At 67.7% G+C, this 21588-nt stretch carries 21 protein-coding genes; 7 read left to right on the top strand and 14 right to left on the bottom strand.

What is annotated here, in order from left to right:
- Nucleotides 1–52 precede the first annotated feature (52 nt).
- Genes ACFVV0_RS00345 through ACFVV0_RS00335 form a run of 3 tightly spaced genes read right to left on the bottom strand, consistent with a single transcriptional unit; the run spans nt 53 to nt 2978 of the window.
- On the bottom strand, nt 53–1006 hold the full coding sequence (locus ACFVV0_RS00345) for a nucleoside hydrolase (protein ID WP_387056910.1): 954 nt from the start codon (nt 1004–1006) through the stop codon (nt 53–55).
- Nucleotides 1003–1860 (bottom strand): hypothetical protein, encoded by an 858-nt coding sequence (locus ACFVV0_RS00340; RefSeq protein WP_387056908.1) that lies wholly within the window; start codon nt 1858–1860, stop codon nt 1003–1005. The genes ACFVV0_RS00345 and ACFVV0_RS00340 overlap by 4 nt, the downstream gene beginning before the upstream one ends.
- Nucleotides 1857–2978, bottom strand: coding sequence for a Gfo/Idh/MocA family protein (locus tag ACFVV0_RS00335; RefSeq protein WP_387056906.1), 1122 nt, complete (start codon nt 2976–2978; stop codon nt 1857–1859). Before ACFVV0_RS00335 ends, ACFVV0_RS00340 begins: the two co-directional genes overlap by 4 nt.
- A gap of 133 nt (nt 2979–3111) precedes the next feature.
- Between ACFVV0_RS00335 and ACFVV0_RS00330 the strand changes: the two genes are divergently transcribed.
- Nucleotides 3112–3738 (top strand): TetR/AcrR family transcriptional regulator, encoded by a 627-nt coding sequence (locus tag ACFVV0_RS00330; RefSeq protein WP_387056904.1) that lies wholly within the window; start codon nt 3112–3114, stop codon nt 3736–3738.
- On the opposite strand, the gene ACFVV0_RS00325 is transcribed toward ACFVV0_RS00330, so the two are convergent.
- Nucleotides 3735–4490 (bottom strand): hypothetical protein, encoded by a 756-nt coding sequence (locus ACFVV0_RS00325; protein WP_387056902.1) that lies wholly within the window; start codon nt 4488–4490, stop codon nt 3735–3737. The two genes, ACFVV0_RS00330 and ACFVV0_RS00325, sit on opposite strands and share 4 nt — an antisense overlap.
- Nucleotides 4487–4837, bottom strand: coding sequence for a PadR family transcriptional regulator (locus ACFVV0_RS00320; protein ID WP_387056900.1), 351 nt, complete (start codon nt 4835–4837; stop codon nt 4487–4489). Before ACFVV0_RS00320 ends, ACFVV0_RS00325 begins: the two co-directional genes overlap by 4 nt.
- 245 nt (nt 4838–5082) lie before the next feature.
- On the opposite strand from ACFVV0_RS00320, the gene ACFVV0_RS00315 reads away from it, so the two are divergent.
- Both ACFVV0_RS00315 and ACFVV0_RS00310 read left to right on the top strand, forming a co-directional pair.
- Complete coding sequence (locus ACFVV0_RS00315) at nt 5083–5229, top strand: hypothetical protein (RefSeq protein WP_387056898.1); 147 nt, start codon at nt 5083–5085, stop codon at nt 5227–5229.
- Between the two features lie 112 nt (nt 5230–5341).
- Nucleotides 5342–6547, top strand: a complete 1206-nt coding sequence (locus tag ACFVV0_RS00310) for an MFS transporter (protein WP_387056896.1) — start codon at nt 5342–5344, stop codon at nt 6545–6547.
- A 20-nt stretch (nt 6548–6567) separates the two neighbouring features.
- Here ACFVV0_RS00310 and ACFVV0_RS00305 read toward each other — a convergent pair whose 3' ends face one another.
- Both ACFVV0_RS00305 and ACFVV0_RS00300 read right to left on the bottom strand, forming a co-directional pair.
- On the bottom strand, nt 6568–7449 hold the full coding sequence (locus tag ACFVV0_RS00305; RefSeq protein ID WP_387056894.1) for a helix-turn-helix domain-containing protein: 882 nt from the start codon (nt 7447–7449) through the stop codon (nt 6568–6570).
- A 120-nt stretch (nt 7450–7569) separates the two neighbouring features.
- Nucleotides 7570–8547 carry an alpha/beta hydrolase gene (locus ACFVV0_RS00300; RefSeq protein ID WP_387056892.1) on the bottom strand — a complete coding sequence of 326 codons (978 nt, stop codon included), beginning with the start codon at nt 8545–8547 and terminating at the stop codon, nt 7570–7572.
- A gap of 160 nt (nt 8548–8707) precedes the next feature.
- On the opposite strand from ACFVV0_RS00300, the gene ACFVV0_RS00295 reads away from it, so the two are divergent.
- Nucleotides 8708–9358 carry a response regulator gene (locus tag ACFVV0_RS00295; RefSeq protein ID WP_387056890.1) on the top strand — a complete coding sequence of 217 codons (651 nt, stop codon included), beginning with the start codon at nt 8708–8710 and terminating at the stop codon, nt 9356–9358.
- Here the strand turns inward: ACFVV0_RS00295 and ACFVV0_RS00290 are convergent.
- Nucleotides 9343–10434, bottom strand: coding sequence for a histidine kinase (locus tag ACFVV0_RS00290; protein ID WP_387056888.1), 1092 nt, complete (start codon nt 10432–10434; stop codon nt 9343–9345). The two genes, ACFVV0_RS00295 and ACFVV0_RS00290, sit on opposite strands and share 16 nt — an antisense overlap.
- A 107-nt stretch (nt 10435–10541) precedes the next feature.
- On the opposite strand from ACFVV0_RS00290, the gene ACFVV0_RS00285 reads away from it, so the two are divergent.
- Nucleotides 10542–10934 carry a response regulator gene (locus ACFVV0_RS00285; protein WP_387059395.1) on the top strand — a complete coding sequence of 131 codons (393 nt, stop codon included), beginning with the start codon at nt 10542–10544 and terminating at the stop codon, nt 10932–10934.
- A 9-nt stretch (nt 10935–10943) separates the two neighbouring features.
- On the opposite strand, the gene ACFVV0_RS00280 is transcribed toward ACFVV0_RS00285, so the two are convergent.
- From ACFVV0_RS00280 to ACFVV0_RS00255, 6 genes are read right to left on the bottom strand one after another with little or no spacing between them, the layout of a single operon-like run.
- Entirely contained in the window at nt 10944–11453 is a 510-nt protein-coding gene (locus ACFVV0_RS00280) for a methyltransferase family protein (RefSeq protein WP_387056886.1), read from the bottom strand.
- Nucleotides 11454–11460: 7 nt separating this feature from the next.
- A complete protein-coding gene (locus tag ACFVV0_RS00275; protein WP_387056884.1) occupies nt 11461–12954 on the bottom strand; it encodes a CoA-acylating methylmalonate-semialdehyde dehydrogenase in 1494 nt (497 codons plus the stop codon).
- Nucleotides 12951–14279 carry an aspartate aminotransferase family protein gene (locus ACFVV0_RS00270; protein ID WP_387056882.1) on the bottom strand — a complete coding sequence of 443 codons (1329 nt, stop codon included), beginning with the start codon at nt 14277–14279 and terminating at the stop codon, nt 12951–12953. The genes ACFVV0_RS00275 and ACFVV0_RS00270 overlap by 4 nt, the downstream gene beginning before the upstream one ends.
- A gap of 2 nt (nt 14280–14281) precedes the next feature.
- On the bottom strand, nt 14282–15298 hold the full coding sequence (locus ACFVV0_RS00265; RefSeq protein WP_387056880.1) for a TIGR03842 family LLM class F420-dependent oxidoreductase: 1017 nt from the start codon (nt 15296–15298) through the stop codon (nt 14282–14284).
- A 9-nt stretch (nt 15299–15307) separates the two neighbouring features.
- Nucleotides 15308–16744, bottom strand: a complete 1437-nt coding sequence (hydA, locus tag ACFVV0_RS00260; protein WP_387056878.1) for a dihydropyrimidinase — start codon at nt 16742–16744, stop codon at nt 15308–15310.
- A gap of 23 nt (nt 16745–16767) precedes the next feature.
- Entirely contained in the window at nt 16768–17616 is an 849-nt protein-coding gene (locus ACFVV0_RS00255) for a nitrilase-related carbon-nitrogen hydrolase (protein WP_387056876.1), read from the bottom strand.
- Between the two features lie 133 nt (nt 17617–17749).
- Here ACFVV0_RS00255 and cofG point away from each other — a divergent pair, with 133 nt between their 5' ends.
- Both cofG and ACFVV0_RS00245 read left to right on the top strand, forming a co-directional pair.
- On the top strand, nt 17750–20113 hold the full coding sequence (gene cofG, locus ACFVV0_RS00250; protein WP_387056874.1) for a 7,8-didemethyl-8-hydroxy-5-deazariboflavin synthase CofG: 2364 nt from the start codon (nt 17750–17752) through the stop codon (nt 20111–20113).
- Nucleotides 20110–21585 carry a flavin-containing monooxygenase gene (locus tag ACFVV0_RS00245; protein ID WP_387056872.1) on the top strand — a complete coding sequence of 492 codons (1476 nt, stop codon included), beginning with the start codon at nt 20110–20112 and terminating at the stop codon, nt 21583–21585. The genes cofG and ACFVV0_RS00245 overlap by 4 nt, the downstream gene beginning before the upstream one ends.
- The last annotated feature ends 3 nt before the right edge of the window (nt 21586–21588 follow it).

The following is a 21588-nucleotide window of genomic DNA, read 5'->3' as shown; positions in this document are numbered from 1 at the left end:
CACTTGTTGTGTTCTGTTTGGTGGAACGTGGTGGAACGGTGGGTGCTCCGGCTCAGAGCCGGGCGATCGTTCCGAGGAAGTGCGCTCGGAACGCTTCCGCATCGACATCGACAGCGATGCGGCAGTTGGCCGCCGGCGGGTGCTCTGAGGTCAGGAGGTCCGCGACCATCACGCCACGGGCGAGACCTTCACCGGTGACGATGTCGACATGGGCGTCCCTCCAGGTCACGAGTTCGGGCCTGGTGAGCACCGCGACGGCGAGGGGATCGTGCATGGCGCACGAGTCGGCCTGCGAGGTGTCGCCGGGATTGGCCGCTGCGAGGAAGTCGATCCAGGCGGCGGTGTACTCTCCTGCGAACGGAGCGAAGGAGCCTGTGCCTGCCGACAGAGCCCCCGCATCCTCACGGCTGAGCCGCACCCGCATGGTGACGTCGAGACCGACCCATCTGAGCTGAGCGCCGGAGTGGAGCACGGCGGATGCCGCCTCGGGGTCCACCCAGACGTTGAACTCCCCGGGCATCTCGGCCTTGTTCGTCTGACCGAGGAAGATGCCGCCCATGATGACGATCTCTTTGACCGCCGCGGCGAAGCCGGGATCGAGCGACATCGCAACGGCGATGTTCGTCAACGGCCCGATCGCCACCACGGTGATCTCGCCCGGATTGGCCATCACGAGCTCGACGATCTTCTCGGCGGCGTGGCCGGGCTGCGGCGACCGGTGCCCGTAACGCTCCCGGATCCCGCCGGGCGCTCTCCGGGCCCGATCCGGTCGCAGGAGCGGAGCCGAGGCTCCCATCACGATCGGGATCGACGTTGCCCCGAGCCTCTCGGCGAGTTCCAGGCCCAGCAGCGTCGCGCTCTCCACATCCGTGTTGCCGTTCACGGTCGTCACCAGCTCGATCCGGATGTCCGGGTCGGCGTGGGCGAGTGCGAGTGCGAAGCCGTCGTCGATGTCGGAGCCGGGGGCGCCCATCGCCAGGTCGGTGTCGAGGATGATGCGGATCATCGGGTCTTTCTCCTTCGATCGGTGTCGAAATCGTGGTCGGGCACAGCAGTGAGTTCGTCGGCGAGTGCGCGGACGATGTCGGCGTCCCCGATGAACTCGTCGAGGTCGTTCAGGGGTCGGTCTGCCGTCACGGCAGAGTGGAGCGAGCGCCAGACCGACCGGCGCGCGCTTTCGAAGACGGTCGGCATCAGGATCGAGCCGTCGCGCGTCGTGAGCGTCAGCTCGGCCGGTCTGGATGTCGACGGATCGGGGATCGACAGGTCGACCGAACCATCGCGACCGATGAACCGCAGTCGGGCCGACGTAGGCCGAGCATCGGTCTGGATGGTCACGAGCTTGACACGTGCATCCGGATTCATGGATCCCAGGATCGTGCAGCCCCGTGCGGTGGCGGCGACCAGCTTCGCGGATGTGACCGGCCCGGAGAGCGAACGAACGAGTGCGAGTTGAGCGGCCACCGTTGCGAGGACGGGCGCGCCGAGCCCGGAAACGACCTCGAGTTCGAGCAGACCGCCGCCGCCGCTCAGCCTGCGGGAGAGCTCCGCGGCCGCGGCGGGCACGGCCGGGTTGCGCGACCACGGAGAGTCGAGCGCGATGGTGGCTCCGAGGCGCTCAGCGTCGGCGAGCAGCCCGCGGGTATCCCGCGGTTCCGGATCACTGACCACGAGTGCGCGCGCACCTCCCCGCAGCGCCTCCTGGGCCCGTGCGGTCCAGTCGCCGTCTCCGTCGAGGGCGACCACGTCCGCCGGGCCGTCCGTGAGGTGGAACGACGCGGGTAACGATGCGACCATCGCGGCGACGCGGTGACGCAACGCGGGCGACCCGAGTGCCCTCGTGCCGAGCGACGGGCTCACGACGCCACCACCAGACGTGGCGCGTCGAGCAGGGCGGCGGACTCGTCTGCGACCCGCAACGCGAACGCGATGTCTCCGCCGATCGTGTCGAGCGATTGCGCGGGTGTGCCGCCGTCGGCGAGATCCGCTACGTGTCTCCATTCGTCTTCGTAGCCGTTCGCGGGCCACGGACCGAACACCTCGACGCCCGACGGTGACCGGAGCTCGGCGACGCTCGACCCGGCCTGCACGTACGACGGCGGAAAGCTGAGGCACAGCGAGACATCGTCGGCGAACGCCTCGAGACGCCAGTCCGGCTTCCAGGTGTCGGTGAAGGCGGCGCGCAGCTCGATCGTCGTCGTGCCATCGCCCAGGACGATCAGGTATCCGAAGGGCGACTCGAAGGACGCCGAGAGGACGCGGAGCGCATCCGGATCGACGAGGAACGTGCGAATGAGCGGCAGATCGTGCACGGCGACACCGAGCACAGCGTCGCGCAACAGGTCTGCGGGCGAGGTGGGAGACGCGGTTGCGGAATCGGCGAGAGGGGCCGCCCGTCCCACGAGTTCGGTGGCGAGATCCTCGAAGCGAGAGTTCGGCGGCAGAACGATCGAGGATCGGATGGTGTGCGCGACCGACCCCGAGCGTGCCCATGCGGCGCGCGCCGCGAGCCACGCGGAGTCGAAGCTGTGCATCGCACCGACGAGCAGCGGAACCCCGAACTCCGCCGACGCCGCGATGGCGTCGAGCGCGTCCTCGACACTGAGCGCGAAGGGCTTCTCGCACAGCACGGCTCGTTTGCCGGCCCGGCACGCTGCGATCACTTGCGACACGTGGTATTCCGGCGGACTGCAGATCGCCACCACATCCACCGACGGATCGGCGAGGAGGTCTTCGAGAGTGGTGGACCACGACGCGCCGGCTCGCAGGCCGACCTGCTCGGCCAGAGCGGGTGCGACATCCATGACGTGCGTCACGCGGAAGCGATCGCCGAGCTTGGCGAGGGTCGGCAGGTGGATCGCCTGGGTCACGGGGCCCGCGCCGACGATTCCGACTCCGAGGGGGATCCGTTGTTCGAGGGTCTCCGCGGACGCCAGCGGACTGTGCGCTGTGTGCCGGTTCTCGGGTCGTTCGGTCATTCGTGCCTCTCGTCATTGAGCCGGTTCCGGCGTCGTGTGAACTGTTGTCACATGTTCACGATTCGCCAACTATAAACGAGTGATAACATTTCCGCAAGGAAGCGTTCCCCGACTGCGATCTGAAAGGTGATACGTGTCGACGACCGTGCGCGGGCCCTACAAGAACGGGATCAAACGCCGGGCCGAGATTCTCCGGTCCGCGGCGAAGGTCTTCGCGCAGAAGGGCTACGCCGGGGGCTCGCTCAGACAGATCGCCGATGAGGTCGGCGTGAGCCCCGCCGCGCTCATGCGCCACTTTCCGAGCAAGGAGTCGCTCTACATCGCGGTCCTCGACTACTGGGCGAACGAGAGCGATGTCGACGTACCCGCGGGCGACGACGGCCTCGGGTACTTCCGGCGGTTCGCCCACCTGATGAAATACCACACCCAGAACCGCGGCCTGATCGAACTATTCCTCACCCTCGCGGCCGAGGCCTCCCACTCGGACCATCCCGCCCGTTCCTTCATGACCGGCCGCTACGCGGCGCTGATCGCCACGGCCACCGATCAGCTGCTGCACGCAGCGAGCCTCGGGGAGGTCCGCCCCTTCACGCGGGCCGAAGCCGCACTCGAAGTGCGCGGACTCTTCGCGATGATGGACGGGATCGAGCTCCAATGGCTGCTCGATCCCGACATGGACCTGGTGGAGGTCTTCGACTACCAGTTCGGGGCGCTCCTCGAACGGTGGACCGACGGTGCATCCGGGCCGCACCCGAGCTAATCGCGGAGGCCGGTCTCTGTTTGGTCCGTTCCCGAGATCGAGTGCCGACGAACGCGAGCTCTCGTCGCCGCGCAAGCGATCCCGGTGAGGATGACGATCGACAACAGTGTGACGAGCGACCAGAAGAAGAAATCGGAGCTCAGGTGGACGGCGATCGGAACAAAGACCGCGGCGGTCACGACGATTCCTACCGCTGCTGTTGCAGTGACAGCGGTCGTCGTGCGGCGCATCGGCAGGGCGGCAAGTAATGCCAGTGCGGCGAAGAGGGCTACGGTGCCCCAACTCGTCCCGAACCAGTCGAAGGTGTGCCCGAGTACGCCGACCGTGACTTCGACGACGACGCTCGCGAGACTCAGGATGCGAGCGAGCACGGGTCGCGAGAGCATCATGCAGAGGAAGGCTCCGACGATCAGTGCGGCGGTGACCACGCTGGGGTTGGAGAACGGTTCGGCGAATCCGGCAAGCGGGAGGCCCGGAGACCGCCTGACGCTGGAGTCGGCGAACGACACGACGGTCGCGGCGCTGAGAGCAATCACGTTCGGCAAGGCCAGATGCCGTGGACCGAGTAGGCGCTCTCGGAGGCCGCCGGTGATCAGCTCTGCGCGCTCAGCGAGAGACACGTGCGTTCGGGACTCGGCATCCGCCCGGTCGAGCAGTGTGCCGAGCATCGCGTCGCCGTGCTCGGCACGCCATTCCGGGGAATACCACGCGAGGAGACCCACATAGGCGCGGCTCAGATCCGACGTCGTCATGCGCCGAACCCCGCCTGTGGCGTGCGCGGCGCTAGGGCGAGGCGGGCGCGTGCGTCCCGGGCATTCTGTTCCATGCGTTCGATCTCTGCCGTGAGCGCGCTACGACCAGCCGGCGAGAGCCGGAAAAACCGACGAAACCGCCCGTCGATCACCTCATCGCCGTCCGGCACGACCAGATCCTGACGGCTGAGCCGATCCAGAGCCGCATAGAGCGTCGCAACTTTGAGGTCGACGCGCCCGTGCGAGAGCTGCTGTACCTCGTGGATCAGCGCGTAGCCGTGCCGTCGCCCGGTCGAGAGCGCTGTGAGTATCCAGAATGTGGGTTCGCGCATCGAAGTGTCCGCCATGCCTCAGAAGAATACTCTATTGACAAGAGCATTCCAATGAGAAGATGTCGGCCGCGGGCATCCGCTCACTGACGGGGGATTGACGAAACGACTCGAGGGGGCCACGGTGATCGGCACCTGGAGACGTCGCCGATCACCGCTGCGCCGTGATCTCGGGCGAGAGCCGCGCAGGGCAGTACGACCACCCCACAATCGAGAAGGCGTTCAAGGAGCTCCTCGGGGGCATCGACCGAAAGGACTGACAAATGAACGAAGCACGAGAGTACCCGCCCGAGTACGGTGACCCGCTGGACATCGATCCGGAGGACGACGCGATGGGCGAGAGCGGGCCGGGGCCGTACGACGCCGATGGCTTCGTCGAGCCGAAACGCGACGGCGACGACCCGGACTGACACGATCCGGCGACCCGCCTGACCGCATTGGCCGGCTGCGCCGCGGACGTTCGGCCCCCTGGTGTGGACGATCGGTCCGGTATCGATTGCGCATTCTCGAAAACATCGGAGGATGACAACCAGTGCCGCGCCCGACATCCTCGCCCCTGTTCGCTCCGAGCGCGCAGGATGGATCGGGGCGATCATCCTCATGGCCACCAGTTTCACGCTGGTGATCGCCGAATTCCTTCCGCCCAGCCTCCTGACCCCGATGGCGGCATCGCTCGGCATCACCGAGGGCCAGGCGGGTCAGGCCGTCACCGTGACCGCCTTCGTCGGGTTTCTGGTCGCCCCGGTGGTGGGCATCCTCTTTCCTCGCTTGAACCGGCGGACGCTGCTGATCTGGGTCGTGCTGGCCGCAGCGCTGTCCAACGCGCTGGTGGCTTTCGCACCCGACCTCTTGCTGCTGCTTGCAGCGCGATTGCTACTGGGCGCAGCCATCAGCGGCTTCTGGGCGATGTCGCTGGCGATCGTGTCCCAGCTGGTGCCGCCGGAGCGCCTGGGCCGCGGCCTCATGTTCGTGAACGGCGGAACGGCGGTGGCCACGGTGGCCGGTGTTCCACTGGGCGCCTACCTCGGCACCGTGTTCGACTGGCGTGTGGTCTTCGGCGGTGTGGCCGTCGTGTCGGTGCTGGTCGCCATCCTGCTTCGGCTGGCGTTGCCGTCGATCGCTCCGGTGGCGGTGTCCGGGCTCCGTGAGCTGGGAGCCACCCTCAAGATCCCTGGCCTGTCGTTGGGGCTGATCGGGCATGTGCTCACCGTGCTCGGCCATTTCGCCGCCTTCACTTTCATCCGGTTGGCATTGGAGCGGGTGCACGGCATCGACGCGGGCGGGATCGCCGCATTGCTCGCGGCGTTCGGTATCGGTGGCCTCGCCGGCAACCTCGTCGGTGGATTGCTCGTCGACCGGCATCTCAACGCGATGCGCCTTGTCGTACCGATTCTCATCGGTCTGGGCATCGCGACCGTCGCTCTGTTTCCTGGACAGTTCTGGGCCGTCGCGGTGGGCGCAACGCTGTGGGGCGTCGGGTTCGGGCCATGGCTGCTCGTCGTCAGCACGTGGATCGGGCAGCTCGCCGGCGATCGGAAGGAAGCCGCGGGCGGACTGATCGTGGCCGGATTCCAGCTCGCGATCACCCTGGGAGCCGGAATCGGCGGTCTGCTCACCGACAGTGCCGGAGTGCAGGTGGTGCTGATCTCCGCTGCGGTCGCCACTCTCGTCGGCGGGATCCTCTTCCGAGTGGCCAGGTCCGTGAGGGTTGGGCACGCGACGTCGTAGACGGTTCGTCGTCGACGGTTCTACGCAGCAGGGAGAACGTCGGACCGCTGCCGTCCGCGCCAGGTGGCGGGGGCGGCTCCGGTGTGCCGCCGGAAGGCTCGCCTGAATCCGGCCTCGGATTCGTACCCGAGCTGCTGGGCGGTCTCCGAGACGCTCATCCCGCGGGCCAGAAGCGTCTTGCCGGCCTCCATCCGAACGGCGGTCAGATACGACGACGGGGTGCGGCCGACGACCGTGGTGAAGCGTTCCGCGAAGGCTGATCGGGACATGGTCGCCACCCGTGCCAGGTCCTGCACGGTCCAGGCTTCCCCGGGGGTCTCGTGGATCGCATCGAGCGCGCGAGCGATGAACGGGTCGGACACCTGGTGCAGCCATCGTTCGGGAGCGCAACCGAGCTCCGCCCACAGCCTGATCGCGGCCGAGACGACGGTGGTGGAGATGAGGCTGCACACCACCGCGTCGCCCGCGCGAGTGTAATCGGAGTCGCCGGCTGCTCCGCAGACCATGCCCTCGATGAGCATCGCCATGTTCGGCTCCCGAGCGGAGAAGTCCCTCACCAGCAGGGTGTCGGGGAATGTGGCGAGGGTCTGCGCCGAGCCTCCGGATGGGTGGAACCAGGCGTTGACGACGCTGGCCTCACGCGTGGCGCGGATCTCCACACGGTGGGCGCGGGGCAGGATGGCGAGATCGCCGGCGGAGAGCTCGCTCCGCTCGTGGCCGGCTCGAACCGTCACGGTCCCGGCGGAGACGTAGATCAACCCGGCGGAGTCGTGCACCCGCCGCACGCGTTCACCGGATGCCAGTCGCTCACGCCGCGCGGCCTCGATCGGCCAGTCGAGCGAAGACAGCGCACGATCGAGGGCGCCCCGCTGAAGGGATCGATGCGCTGGAATCGGGAACACGCTAACTGCAACCGCGCAATCGAGTGCGGGTATTCCGGCAGACGAGCCGCCGGGACGTCGACCACGAAACACGAGAGCGGGCCGCGGGGATGTCCCGTGGCCCGCTGCTCGTGAGGCCGATCAAGCGAGGTAGTGCGTGAGGTCGGCGATGGCGTGCCGGAACGAGGTCTGCACGCCGGGCGTGGACTGGATGGGGTTCAGAAGCATCCAGTCGTGGATGAGTCCGATGTATTCGACGGCACTCGCCTCGACCCCCGCCTCGCGGAGCTTTCGGGCGTAGGCGATTCCTTCATCGCGAAGCGGGTCGTTCTCTGCGGTCATCACGACCGCCGGCGGGAGCCCCCGAAGCTGCTCGGTGGTTGCCTTCAGGGGGGCGGCGTAGATGTCGTTGCGGATCTCCTCGGTTGGGGCGTAGACGTCCCAGCCGAACTTCATGAAGTCGCGGGCGAGGAAGCGGCCCTCGGCGAAGTCCGCGTACGACTGAGTGTCGACGTTGGAGTCGGTGGCCGGGAAGAGCAGCAGCTGCAGCTTGATCTCGGGGCCGCCGTTGTCACGCGAAAAGAGGGCGAGTGCGGCGCTGAGGTTGCCGCCGACGCTGTTTCCGGCGACGGCGATCCGCGACGCGTCCAGTCCACTGGCGGCTCCTTCCTGCGCGATCCACTTCAGGGCCGCGAACGACTCGTGCAGTTGGGTGGGGAAGATCGCATCGGGAATCGGCGTGTACTCGACGAAGACGGCGGCGAAGCCGGTGCCGACCGCGAGGTCGCGGCTGAAGCCCTGATGGTTGTTGAAGTCGCCGGCGATCCACACGCCGCCATGGATGAAGAGAATCACTGGGAGCGCGCCCTCGGCGCCTTCGGGCCGCTGGATGTAGAGCTTGACGGATTGTCCGTCGACGACCACATCTTTCTCTTCTACGGTTACCCCGGTGAGGTCTCGCGGAGCGGAGGCCTGCAGCCCGGCCAATGTCGCTCGGACCTGCTCGCCGGGGAGGAGCCAGAACGGCGACGCATCCTTGTTCGCTTCAGCGAGGAACGCGCGGATCGTGGGGTCGATGCGGGGGTCGGTAGCCGCATCCGGGATCTGGTTGTCACTCATTTGTCGTGCCTTTCGGTGTCGGTTGTGGTGTTTCGATCGGTGGTTACAGCCTTCTCGCGGAGCACGCGGCCGCCCATCGAGCAGGCACCACAGTCCCGGCCGGGGTGACGTGGGGATTTCCCGACGCCGGGTGAGTGCCGCCCCTAGGGTTGAGGGGGAGGTGGCCGACGTGCGCGTACTTGTCGCCGAGGATCAAGCGCTGATCCGTGAGGGAATCGTCCGGCTGCTTGAGCGGGCCGGAATGGAGGTCGACGCCGTCGACGACGCCGACGCGCTCAGAGAGAGGGCGATCCGCGATCGGCCCGATGTCGTCGTCACCGACATTCAGATGCCACCCGGGATGGGCGACGATGGTCTCGAAGTGGCCCTGGAGCTGCGGAGTTCGCATCCGGAGATCGGCGTCGTCGTGCTGTCGCAGTACCTGGACGATCGGTACGCGCTCGACCTGGTCGCCGACCGGGCGGAGGGAGTCGGCTATCTCCTCAAGGAGAAGATCGCGCGCGGCGAACTGCTGGTCGACGCCGTGCGCCGAGTGGCCGAGGGCGGTTCAGCGCTCGACCCGGATGTCGTGGCCAGGCTCGTCGGACGGCGGCGGGTCGAGGATCCGATCGCGCGGCTCACTCCGCGGGAGAGGGAGGTGCTCGCCCTGATGGCCGAGGGGCACTCCAACGCCGGAATCGCGCAGAAACTGTTCGTCACGGTTCCGGCCGTCGAGCGGCACGTGACCGGGATCTTCCTCAAGCTCGGTCTGCCGGCGGAATCCGGACAGCATCGGCGTGTGCTCGCGGTGCTGCGCTATCTCAACGCCTGATCGATTCCCGCGACCGGGATGCGAGCCAGGATGCGCGTTCCGACCCCTTCTGACGAGGCGATCGTGAACTCGCCCTCGAATGCCTGTACGCGGTCGCGCATGCTGTGCAGCCCGGTGCCCGCCAGGCGATAGTCGACACCGCCGATACCGTCGTCGTCGACCTCGATCTCGAGCGCGTCGGCGAGGTCGAGCCGGATGCGGACCCGGGTCGCAGCAGAGTACTTGACCGCATTCGTGACCGCCTCGGCGATGAAGAAGTACACGTTCGACTCGATGAGGGGCGGCAGCCGACGGTCGCCGATGTCGCCGCTCACGATCAGGGGCAATGTGAATCGGTCCCCGAGCGAGCAGACCGCGGCGTACAGGCCGCGCGAGGTCAGAACCGGCGGATGGATGCCGGCGACCAGTTCCCGCAGTTCGCCGATAGCCGCCTGCGCATCCTCCACGAGGCCGTCGACGAGAATGAGCGCCGAGTCGTCCAGTTCGGCCGTCTGCCGGAGGAGCTGTGCAGAGAGCGCAAGCGCGACCAGGCGTTGCTGAGCGCCGTCGTGCAGGTCGCGTGCGATCTGACGGCGTGCTTCGTCCACCTCCTTCATCAGCCGGATGTGGGCGGCGCGTAGTTCTGAGCGACGCAGCTCTGCGAGTTCCCTTTCCCGTGACTCCCTCTCCAGTTCGAGACGGGTCGTCAGATTGGTGAACGAGAGGACGATCCCGCGCCCGTGCTCGAACTCGATCGGCGCGGACATCCAGGAGACGGGGAAGAACGTGCCGTCTGCGTGCTTCAGCCAGTCCTCACCGTTGACCGCCGTGCCGAACCGGGCTGCGTCCAACATGCGGCAGTCCTCGACGGGGTATGGACTTCCCTCCGGATGTGTCGGGTGGAGCACAGTGTGGCTCGGGAGACCCTCGACCGTGGCCAGGTCGTCATGGCCGAGGGCGCGCAGTGCAGCCGGATTGGCATAGAGCACGCGGCCGTCGTCGCCCACGACCCACACAGGCTGGGACGTCTTGTCCAGCACTGCGGGAATCAGTTCGTCCAGCCGTGAGGAAACAGGCTGGTCGCGATCGGCAGGCATGCGACGGCTTTCGACGGGTGATGCAAGCGTAACCGCGCATGGCGGCGAAGCGACACCCTCGGGTTAACCACATGGACATCGGGGGTGTCGACGAGGAGCCTTGAGTGATGCCTCTGACGGTCACCATCATCGACGACGACGAGCGATTCCGCTCGATCGCTGCCGCGCTGGTGCGCGCGCGTGGACTGGAGCTGGTCGGCTGCGCAGCCGATGCCGCCACCGGTCTCGACGAGGTCGCGCGCCTGCGGCCGGATGGCGTCCTCATCGATTACCACCTTCCCGACGACAACGGTCTCTCTCTTGCCCGTCGCCTGAGCCGGCTGGATCGGCCGCCGGTCATCGTTCTCACGTCCGCCGGCCTCGACGAGGTCACCAGGGCAGAGATGGACCGCGCGGACATTCGTGCTTTCGTTCCCAAGGACAGGTTGGCGGCGGCGGACCTGCCGCGTCTTTTCGCGAGCGCCGAGCGTGGCCGCGCATCGAAAACAGCCACCGACTAGTGGGTAGCGTCATGCCCGCCATGGCGTGAGTCGCGGCCACCACCCCGGCACGTTGCGGCGGTACTCGAGGTACTGCTCTCCGTAGGTCTCGGTGAGGGTCGGCTCCTCGTAGCCCTTCACGAAGGCGACGACCGCGGCCAGGGCGATCCCCGCGTACAGCACGACCCACCAGCTGCCGAACAGGAGTGCCTGACCGAGGATGATCGCGAGCACCGCGAGATACATCGGATTGCGCACGAAGCGGTAGACCCCCGTCACGACGAGCGTCTGGGTCGGAGCGACCGGAGCGGGCGTTCCGCGGTGCAGGGCGAACAGCGCGAAGGCGTGCAGGAGAAAGGTCACCCCGACAGCGATCGCGATCCAGGCGATCGGCACGACGACCCAGCTTGCGCCGCCCCAGTCGTACCAACGCCAGCCGGTGATGAGCCACGGGATGAGGCCCGCCACGATGCCGGGCGCGAGGAAGAGGAAGACGATCGTCCCGATCCACGCGCGTGCGAGGGAGGCTGCCCGGGCCATGACTCGCCTACGCGTTGCGGGGGAAGCCGAGGTTGATGCCGCCGTGGCTGGGGTCGAGCCAGCGGGAGGTGACCGCCTTCTCGCGGGTGAAGAAGTCGACGCCGTGCGTCCCGTACGCCTTGGCGTCGCCGAAGAGAGAGTCCTTCCACCCGCCGAACGAGTGGTACGCCACCGGCACCGGGATGGGCACGTTGATGCCGATCATGCCGACCTGCACTTCGCGCTGGAACCGGCGGGCGGCGCCGCCGTCGTTGGTGAAGATCGCGGTGCCGTTGCCGTAGCGGCTGGCGTTGATGATGCCCAGACCCTCGTCGTAGCCGGAGACCCGCACGATCGAGAGCACCGGGCCGAAGATCTCGTCGATGTACACCCGCGAGTCGGTCGAAACGTTGTCGATGACGGTCGGGCCGAGCCAGAATCCTTCGGCCGCTCCATCGGGCACCACATCGCGCCCGTCGACGACGACCTTGGCCCCGTCTGCGATGGCGATGTCGATGTAGCCCGCCACCTTGTCGCGGTGCACTTCGGTGATCAGCGGACCCATGTCGCAGGAGCGGCGACCGTCCCCGGTGGTCAGCCCCGCCATCCGGGTCGTGATCTTCGAAACGAGCTCATCCGCGATCGAGTCGACCGCCAGCACGACGCTGATCGCCATGCACCGTTCGCCGGCCGACCCGAACCCGGCGTTGACGGCCGAGTCCGCGACCAGGTCGAGGTCGGCATCCGGCAGCACCAGCATGTGGTTCTTCGCCCCGCCGAGCGCCTGCACCCTCTTGCCGGCCGAGGTCGCGGTCTCGTACACGTAGCGTGCGATCGGGGTCGACCCGACGAAGGAGATCGACTGCACATCGGGATGCACGAGCAGCGCGTCGACGGACTCCTTGTCGCCGTGCACGACGTTGAGCACGCCGTCGGGCAGCCCCGCCTCCTGCATCAGCTTCGCCAGCCAGATCGATGCCGACGGATCCTTCTCGCTCGGCTTCAGCACGACCGTGTTGCCGGCGGCGATCGCGATCGGGAAGAACCACATCGGCACCATCGCCGGAAAGTTGAACGGACTGATGATGCCGACCACCCCGAGCGGCTGGCGCAACGAGTAGACGTCGACCCCGGTCGACACGTTCTCCGAGTACTCGCCCTTTGCCAGGTGCGCGATCCCGGCCGCGAAGTCGACGACCTCGAGCCCGCGCGCGATCTCACCCAGCGCATCCGACAGGACCTTGCCGTGTTCGGCGGTGAGGATCTGAGCGAGCTCCTCCTTGCGGGCGTTCAGCAGCTCGCGGAAGGCGAAGATGACGGTCTGCCGCCGGGACCACGACGTGCCGCCCCACTCGCCGAAGGCGGAGAGCGCGGACGCGACTGCCGTGTCGACGTCGGCTGCGCTGCCGAGCCGCACCTCCTTCGTCGAAGTGCCGAGCGCCGGGTCGTACACCGGCTGCGTGCGGGTGGAGATGCCGGTGGCCTCGCGGCCGTCGATCCAGTGGTTGATGAAGTCGGTCATTGTCCGAACCTTTCGACGGAAGTGAGCACCGCGTCGTACGCGGCCATCGCCTCGCCGACCTCGTCAGCGGTGACGACGCACGGCGGCACGACGTGGATGCGGTTGTCCTGGATGAACGGGATGACGCCGCGTTCGAGCAGCCCGGCTTTGATCTGTCCCATCGTCGCGGCCGCCACGGGTTCGCGGGTCTCGCGATCGGCGACGAGCTCGATCGCCCAGAACACTCCCTCACCACGTACCTCGCCGACGAGGGGATGCGCGGAGGCGAGGGCAGCGAGCGCCGGCCCGATCACGTCCGACCCGATCGCCGCCGCGTGGGTCACGATCCCCTCGCTCTCCATCGCATCCAGCGCCCCGACGATCGAGGCCATGGCAAGCGGATGCCCGCTGTAGGTGAGGCCGCCCGGGAAGACCCGCTCGTCGAAGTCGCGTGCGATCGCATCGGAGATCACCACGCCCCCGACCGGAACGTAGCCGGAGTTCACGCCCTTGGCGAACGTGATGAGGTCGGGACGGATGTCGTAGCCGTCGAAGGCGAACCAGCGGCCGGTGCGACCGAAACCGGACATGACCTCATCGAGGATGACGAGGATGCCGTGCTGGTCGGCGAGCGCCCGCACTCCCGCGAGATAGCCCGGTGGCGGCACGAGGATGCCCGCGGTGCCCGGGACGGTCTCGAGCACGATAGCGGCGATCGTTGCCGGCCCTTCGCTCTCGATCACGCGGCGCAGGTGGGTGAGCGCGCGCTCGGATTCCTGTTCCGGCGTCTGCGCCCAGAACTCGCTGCGGTAGAGGTACGGCCCGAAGAAGTGGACGTGACCGCGTGCGAACTCGTTCGGTACGCGACGCCAGTCGCCGGTGGCGACGATGGCCGCGCCGGTGTTGCCGTGGTACGAGCGATACGTCGAGAGCACTTTGTCGCGCCCCGTGTGGAGGCGGGCCATGCGGATGGCGTTCTCGTTCGCATCCGCGCCGCCGTTGGTGAAGAACACCTTGTCGAAGCCGTCGGGCGCGTGCGAGACGATGCGTTTCGCCGCCTCGCCCCGGGTCAGGTTCACGGTGGCCGGTGCGATGGTGGTCAGAATCTCGGCCTGCTCGCGGATCGCAGCGACGACGGCCGGATGCTGGTGGCCGATGTTCACGTTGACGAGCTGACTGGCGAAATCCAGGTAGCGGCGCCCGTCGAAATCCCAGACCGTGGAACCGCTTCCGCCGGCGATCGCGAGACCGGCGAACGACCCTTGCGCCGACCAGGAGTGGAAGACGTGGGTGCGGTCGAGCTGCTGGGCGAGGGCTCCGTCTGCGGGGTCGAGGGGTGGGGTCATGGTCAGCCTTTCGCGGTGACGTGCTGGGAGAGCGCCGGGATGACCGTCTCGCCGTAGACGCGGAGGGTCTCCTCCTTATTGTCGTGCTGCAGATAGCCGGCGAACTGGTCGACGCCGAGCTCGGCGAGCTGCTTCAGTTTCGCGATGTGGTCGTCCGCCGTGCCGAGCACGCAGAACCGGTCGACGATCTCGTCGGGCACGAACTCGGCATGCGTGTTGCCGGCCCGGCCGTGCTCGTTGTAGTCGTAGCCCTCGCGCCCGGCGATGTAGTCGGTCAGCGCTTTCGGCACCGCCCCACCCGTTCCGTACTTGGCGACGATGTCGGCGACGTGGTTGCCGACCATCCCGCCGAACCACCGGCACTGCTCGCGCATGTGCTCCCAGTCGTCGCCGATGTACATCGGGGCCGCGACGCAGAACGTGATCGACTGCGGGTCGCGGCCGGCGCGCTCGGCCGCCCGCCGGACGGTGCCGATCATCCATTCGGCGATGTCGGGATCGGCGAGCTGCAGGATGAAGCCGTCGCCGACCTCGCCCGCCAGTTTCAGCGCGAGCGGTCCGTAGGCGGCGACCCAGAGCTCGAGCTCGGATCCCTTGCTCCACGGGAACTGCAGCGTCGAACCCTTGTACTCGACCGACCGGCTGTTGCCGAGTTCGCGGATGACGTGGATCGCCTCGCGCAGCTCCGCCAGCGTCGTCGGGGCACCGTTGATCACGCGCACCGCCGAATCGCCACGCCCGATTCCGACCACCGTGCGATTGCCGTACATCTCGTTCAGCGTTGCGAAGACGGATGCGGTCACGGTCCAGTCCCGCGTCGCCGGGTTGGTCACCATCGGCCCGACCGTGATGCGCCGCGTCTCGGCGAGGATCTGGCTGTAGATCACATACGGCTCCTCCCAGAGGAGGTGTGAATCGAAGGTCCACACGTGGCTGAACCCGTACTGCTCGGCGAGTCGGGCCAGGTGGATCGTGCGGGAAGCGGGCGGATTGGTCTGGAGTACTGCGCCGAAGTCCATCGCGTGCTCCTAGACCAGGTACTGCGACAGGCCGCGCTTGAGGAAGCGCCCGTCGCCTTTCGTTCCGAGGTACTGGTTGTCGTCGACGACGACCTTTCCGCGGCTCAGCACAGTGTCGACGTGTCCGTCGATCTCGAACCCCTCCCATGCCGAGTAGTCCATGTTCATGTGGTGGGTCTTCTCCAGCCCGATACTCGTGTGGCCGTTCGGGTCGTAGAGCACGATGTCGGCGTCGGCACCGGGCTGGATGACGCCCTTCTGGCCGTACAGCCCGAACATGCGTGCCGGGGTCGTGCTCGTGAGTTCCACCCATCGTTCGAGCGTCAGCTCGCCGGTCACCACACCCTGGTACATGAGGTCCATGCGGTGTTCGAGCGACCCGATGCCGTTCGGGATCTTGCGGAAGTCGCCGAGGCCGAGCTGCTTCTGGTCCTTCATGCAGAAGGGGCAGTGGTCGGTCGACACCATCTGCAGGTCGTTGGTGCGCAGGGCCTGCCACATCGAGTCCTGGTGACCCTCGGCCCGCGAGCGCAGCGGCGTGGAGCAGACCCATTTCGCGCCCTCGAAGCGACCCCATTCCGGGCTCGAGGCGCCGAGCTGGTCTTCCAGCGACAGGTAGAGGTACTGCGGACAGGTCTCGCCGTAGACGTTCTGGCCTTTGTCACGAGCCCAGGCGAGCTGCTCGACCGCCTGCTTCGCGCTCACGTGCACGATGTAGAGCGGGGCGCCGGTGAGGTTCGCGAGCATGATCGCCCGGTGGGTCGCCTCCTCCTCCATCTGCCAGGCGCGTGCGATGCCGTGGTAGTAGGGATCGGTCTTGCCCTGCTCCACGAGCTGGGCGGCGAGCACGTCGATGGCCGGGCCGTTCTCGGCGTGCATCATGGTGAGCATCCCGGTGTCGCGCGAGACCTGCATCGCCTTCAGGATCTGGGCGTCATCCGAGTAGAAGACACCGGGGTAGGCCATGAAGAGCTTGAAACTGGTGATGCCCTCGTCGGGCAGCGCGCGGAGGGCCGCGAGCGAATCCTCGGTCACGTCGCCGACGATCTGGTGGAAGCCGTAGTCGATCGCACAGTTTCCCGCGGCCTTGGCGTGCCACTTTGCGAGTCCGTCCTGGATGCGGGTGCCGTACGTCTGCACCGCGAAGTCGATGACCGACGTCGTGCCGCCCCACGCGGCGGCCCGGGTGCCCGACTCGAACGTGTCGCTCGCCTCCGTGCCGCCGAAGGGCAGCTCGAAATGGGTGTGGGCGTCGATGCCGCCCGGGATGACGTACCGGCCCGTGGCGTCGATCACCCGGTCGACGGATGCTGCCAGGTCCGTTCCGAGCAGCACGGAACCCGGCTGCAGCACAGCGGCGATCGTCTCGCCGTCGACGAGCACGTCGGCGAGGCCGCGACCGGTGGCAGAGACCACGGTGCCGCCGGTGATGAGGGTTGTGGTCATGGAGCGCTCCTTGGTCGTCGCAGTCAGGGCTTCGGGATCGAGGTGTACGAGTCGGGGCGGCGGTCGCGGTAGAACTGCCACGCGTTGCGTACCTGTCTCACCATGTCCAGGTCGAGATCACGGATGACGACCTCCTCGTGCTCGGCGCTGCCGTACTCCCCGACCAGGTTTCCCTGCGGGTCGGCGAACTGGCTCTTGCCGTAGAAGGTGACGGCGAGGTCGCCGTACTCGTTGTCCTCCCTGCCGACCCGATTCGGCGCGGCGACGAAGTAGCCGTTGGCGGCTGCGGCAGCCGGCTGCTCGAGCTCCCAGAGGCGGTTCGACAGCCCCGGCTTCGTCGCGTTCGGGTTGAAGACGATCTCGGCACCGTTCAGGCCCAGCTCCCGCCAGCCTTCGGGGAAGTGCCGGTCGTAGCAGATGTAGACGCCGATGGGGCCGACGGCCGTTTTGAAGACCGGGTAGCCGAGATTGCCGGGGCGGAAGTAGAACTTCTCCCAGAACTTGTCGAGATTCGGCAGGTGGTGTTTGCGGTACTTGCCGAGGATCGTGCCATCGGCGTCGACGACGACGGCGGTGTTGTAGTACACCCCCGGCATGTCCTCTTCGTAGATGGGGAGCACCATGACGATGTTCAGCTCTTTGGCGAGCGCGGCGAACCGCTGCACGATCGGACCATCGGCCGGTTCTGCGTAGTCGTAGTACCTCGCATCCTCCGTGATGCCGAAGTACGGCCCGTAGAACAGCTCCTGGAAGCAGATCACCTGCGCGCCGTCGGCAGCGGCATCCCGTGCGAACTTCTCGTGCTTGGCGAGCATTGACTCCTTGTCGCCCGTCCACGTCGTCTGGGTGATTGCTGCTCGAACGATTGCCATGTGCTGCCTCCGGGAGGGTTGGAACACTTCGCTGATGTTCTCTATGACTACTGCCTCGGACTCGCGAAGGCAATGGTCGGTGTGTGCGAAATCGAGCAACGCATCGGACACCTTCGAGGGGTAGCCTTTCGCAATGGATCGCGGGCGGCTCGCAGAGGATCTTCAGATCGCGATCGACCGCGCCCTCGGCGGCGAGCGGCTCACGGTGGACCAGGCCGAGGCGCTGGTCGGCGCGACCGGTGCCGACCTGGAGCGCCTGCTCGACGCATCCGCCCGCCTTCGCGACGAGGGGCTGGCCCGCGCGGGGCGCCCCGGCGTGATCACCTATTCGAAGAAGGTGTTCCTTCCGATCACCACGCTGTGCCGCGATCGCTGCCACTACTGCATCTTCGTCGACACGCCGGGAAAGCTGGCGACCAAGGGCAAGCCCCTCTACATGTCGCCCGAGAGCATTCTGGACGTCGCCCGGCTCGGCGCCTCGATGGGCTGCAAAGAGGCCCTGTTCACGCTCGGCGACCGACCGGAGGACCGGTGGCCTGCAGCGCGCGACTGGCTCGACGAGCACGGCTACGAATCCACGCTGCACTACGTGCGGGAGATGGCCCAGCTCGTGCTCGACGAGACGGGGCTGCTCCCGCACCTGAACCCGGGCGTGATGACCGCCGAGGAGCTGGCGTGGCTCCGGCCGGTGGCCCCGTCGATGGGGATGATGCTCGAGACAACCTCGCAACGGCTGTGGGCCGACAAGGGCGAGGTGCATTTCGGCTCGCCCGACAAGCAGCCCGCGGTGCGCCTGCAAGTGCTCGAGGATGCCGGGCGGGCCCGTGTGCCGCTGACCACCGGGCTGCTGGTCGGTATCGGAGAGACGGCCCGCGAGCGCGCGGAATCGCTGGTCGCACTACGGGACGTGCAGGATCGCTTCGGTCATCTGCAGGAGGTGATCGTGCAGAACTTCCGCTCCAAGCCGGCGACGGCGATGCAGAACGACGACGACCTCGGCCTGCACGAGTACGTGGCGACGGTGGCGGCGGCGCGACTGGTGATGGGGCCGGATGCGCGCATCCAGGTGCCGCCGAACCTCTCGGATGCGAGCGAGCTCGGCCTCCTCCTGCGTGCCGGGGCCGACGACTGGGGCGGGGTGAGCCCACTGACCGCCGACCATGTGAACCCGGAACGGCCGTGGCCGCAGATCGTCGAGCTGGTCGAGCTGACCCGGCGCGAGGGTTTCCGGTTGACCGAGCGGCTCACGGTGCATCCGCCGTACATCCGGGATGCCGAGCGATGGATCGACGCCGCCGTGCGTCCGCATGTCGATGCACTCGTCGACCCGTCGACGATGCTCGCCGACGAGGGAGCACGGGCGACCCCGCGCCTCGCCGGCGACGGATGGCCTGCGCGGGCGCGGTCGGTCGCCATCCACACGTCGCCCGTCAGGTCGGCGCTCGCGCGCGCTGCGTCCACCCCCGACGGGCTCACCGATCGCGACTACACGGAGTTGATGGAGGCGGAAGGCGACGACCTCGAGGCCCTCGCCGCGCTCGCCAACGACCTGCGCCGCTACACGGTCGGTGAGGCGATCAGCTTCGTCGTCAACCGCAATGTCACGTCGACCAACCTGACCCCGACCGGCCTCGGCGACGCCCCGGATCGCACGGCCCTCACCTTCGAGACGCTGGCCGACATCGTCGACGATGCGTGGGCGCTCGGCGCGACCGAGCTCTGCGTGCAGGGCACGATCCCGGATGCACTGCCTGCCGGCTCCTACCTGCGACTGGCCCGCATCGTGAAGGCCACCCGCCCTGAGCTGCACCTGCACGCGTTCCGTCCCGCCGACATCGCCGACGGCGCCGCCCGGCTCGGGCTCGACGACGTCGACTACCTCGTCGCGCTCCGCGAAGCGGGCGTCGACACCGTGCCGGGAACGGGAGTGAAGATCCTCGACGAGGCCGTGCGACTCCGGGTCGCGCCGGGCGACCTCCCCGTCGACCGTTGGACCTCGATCATCATGGCGGCGCATCGCACAGGATTCCGCTCGACCTCGGTCATGGTCTACGGAAACGGCGAGTCCCCGGCCGATCGCGTCGGGCACCTGCGCCGGCTGATCGAGCTCCAGAGCTCGACGGGCGGCTTCACCGAGTTCGTGCCCATGCCGGCGGTCGGCCTGTCTTCCAGGCCGGCCGGGCGGGAGTCGGATGAGCACCGCCGGGTCCACGCGGTCGCCCGGCTCATGCTGCACGGGCACATCGACCACATCCAGGCGCCGTGGACACGACTCGGGTTCGCGGAGGCCGCGCTGATGCTGCAGAGCGGAGCCGACGACCTGGGCGGCACCCTCCTCGACGGTCGCGTCCTGCCTGACGCGGGGGTCGAGCACGGGCACGAACTGCTGCCGGCCGACGTCGACCGGATCGCCCGGTCGCTGTCCAGGCCTGTGCGCCAGCGCGGGACGACCTACGGCGATCCGACGGCTGAGCGCAAACGCGTGGCCCGCGCATGATGGAGCTCGATGTCGCGATCGTCGGCGCAGGATTCGCAGGACTCGGACTCGGCATCCGTCTGAAACGTCGCGGCGTGACCTCGTTCCTGATCTTCGAGCGCGCGGATGCGGTCGGCGGCACCTGGCGCGACAACACCTATCCCGGGGTCGCCTGCGACGTGCCCTCGCACCTGTACTCCTGGTCGTTCCGACCGAACCCGCGCTGGTCGTCGTTCTTCTCGGAGGGCGCGGAGATCCGCGACTACCTCGTCGCCGGTGCGGACGAGGAGGGGCTCGGCGATCACCTGCGGCTCGGCATGGATGTGGACGCCATGACGTGGGACGAGTCGCGTTCGCGCTGGGCGCTCCGCACGAGCCGGGGCGAGTTCTCGGCCCGGACCGTCGTTCTCGCGTGCGGCAGGCTGACGGAACCGCGCATCCCCGACGTTCCGGGGCTCGACACCTTCCGGGGGCCGATGTTCCATTCGGCTCGCTGGGATCACGACGCCGACCTGCGCGATAAGCGCGTCGCGGTGGTCGGGTCGGGGGCCTCGGCCATCCAGCTCGTTCCGCAGGTCGCGGAGATCGCGCGCGAGCTGGTGGTCCTGCAGCGCAGCGCGCCGTACGTCATCCCACGCGAGGAGCACCAGTACACCGAAGCCGAACAGGCGCTGTTCGAGCGCGACCCCGAGGGGCTGACCCGCCTCAGGTCGACGCTGTTCTGGGGCGCGGAGGAGGCCTACGCGCAGCGTGCGGGCGTGCCAGTGGCGGTCGAGGAGGCGCGGAAGCGTGCGCTCGATCACCTCGCGGCGCAGGTCCCCGACCCGGCGCTGCGGGCGAAACTCACTCCGCACTACGAGATCGGCTGCAAGCGCGTTCTCATCTCGAACGAGTACTACCCCGCCCTCACCCGCCGAACGGTGACGGTCGAGCCGTCGGCGATCGAAGCGGTGAACGGCAACACGCTCATCACCGCCAACGGCGCGCAGCACGAGGTCGATGCGGTGATCTTCGCCACCGGATTCCATGCGGCCCAGCAGCCGTATGCCCGAATCGTGCGCGGTATCGGCGGCGAACTGCTGGCGCGGCACTGGGCCGGAGGTATGACCGCGTACGCGTCGACGGTCGTCAGCGGCTTTCCGAACCTCTTCGTCGTCAACGGTCCCAATGCCGGGCTCGGACACAACTCGGCGATCTATATGATCGAGACGCAACTGGACTACATTCTCGGCGCACTCGATCACCTCGAAGCCGACGCAGACCTGGTGCTCGACGTGAGCCGTCAGGCAGAGGACGAGTACACCGCGCTGATCGACGAGTTGAGCGCCACGACGGTGTGGATGACCGGCGGCTGCGAGAGCTGGTACCGCGACGGACGCACCGGGCGGCTCACCCTGCTCTGGCCCGGATACGCGCACACCTTCCGTGAGCGCAACGGCGAGTTCTCGCTGAGCCCCTTCTCGTCCTCACCTACCCGACTGATCGCGAACTGAGGA

Source organism: Leifsonia sp. NPDC058230 (assembly GCF_042882245.1).
Lineage (GTDB): Bacteria > Actinomycetota > Actinomycetes > Actinomycetales > Microbacteriaceae > Leifsonia.
This window is presented reverse-complemented; position numbering and strand designations above follow the sequence as displayed.

Excerpts from the sequence above, each read along its gene's own strand:
- ACFVV0_RS00335 (WP_387056906.1), bottom strand. The coding sequence starts at position 2,978 with ATGACCGAACGACCCGAGAACCGGCACACAGCGCACAGTCCGCTGGCG.
- ACFVV0_RS00270 (WP_387056882.1), bottom strand. The coding sequence starts at position 14,279 with ATGACCCCACCCCTCGACCCCGCAGACGGAGCCCTCGCCCAGCAGCTC.
- cofG (WP_387056874.1), top strand. The coding sequence starts at position 17,750 with ATGGATCGCGGGCGGCTCGCAGAGGATCTTCAGATCGCGATCGACCGC.
- ACFVV0_RS00320 (WP_387056900.1), bottom strand. The coding sequence starts at position 4,837 with ATGGCGGACACTTCGATGCGCGAACCCACATTCTGGATACTCACAGCG.
- ACFVV0_RS00345 (WP_387056910.1), bottom strand. The coding sequence starts at position 1,006 with ATGATCCGCATCATCCTCGACACCGACCTGGCGATGGGCGCCCCCGGC.
- ACFVV0_RS00280 (WP_387056886.1), bottom strand. The coding sequence starts at position 11,453 with ATGGCCCGGGCAGCCTCCCTCGCACGCGCGTGGATCGGGACGATCGTC.
- ACFVV0_RS00265 (WP_387056880.1), bottom strand. The coding sequence starts at position 15,298 with ATGGACTTCGGCGCAGTACTCCAGACCAATCCGCCCGCTTCCCGCACG.
- ACFVV0_RS00275 (WP_387056884.1), bottom strand. The coding sequence starts at position 12,954 with ATGACCGACTTCATCAACCACTGGATCGACGGCCGCGAGGCCACCGGC.
- ACFVV0_RS00255 (WP_387056876.1), bottom strand. The coding sequence starts at position 17,616 with ATGGCAATCGTTCGAGCAGCAATCACCCAGACGACGTGGACGGGCGAC.
- ACFVV0_RS00325 (WP_387056902.1), bottom strand. The coding sequence starts at position 4,490 with ATGACGACGTCGGATCTGAGCCGCGCCTATGTGGGTCTCCTCGCGTGG.
- ACFVV0_RS00290 (WP_387056888.1), bottom strand. The coding sequence starts at position 10,434 with ATGCCTGCCGATCGCGACCAGCCTGTTTCCTCACGGCTGGACGAACTG.
- hydA (WP_387056878.1), bottom strand. The coding sequence starts at position 16,744 with ATGACCACAACCCTCATCACCGGCGGCACCGTGGTCTCTGCCACCGGT.
- ACFVV0_RS00300 (WP_387056892.1), bottom strand. The coding sequence starts at position 8,547 with ATGAGTGACAACCAGATCCCGGATGCGGCTACCGACCCCCGCATCGAC.
- ACFVV0_RS00315 (WP_387056898.1), top strand. The coding sequence starts at position 5,083 with ATGAACGAAGCACGAGAGTACCCGCCCGAGTACGGTGACCCGCTGGAC.
- ACFVV0_RS00285 (WP_387059395.1), top strand. The coding sequence starts at position 10,542 with ATGCCTCTGACGGTCACCATCATCGACGACGACGAGCGATTCCGCTCG.
- ACFVV0_RS00310 (WP_387056896.1), top strand. The coding sequence starts at position 5,342 with ATGACAACCAGTGCCGCGCCCGACATCCTCGCCCCTGTTCGCTCCGAG.
- ACFVV0_RS00245 (WP_387056872.1), top strand. The coding sequence starts at position 20,110 with ATGATGGAGCTCGATGTCGCGATCGTCGGCGCAGGATTCGCAGGACTC.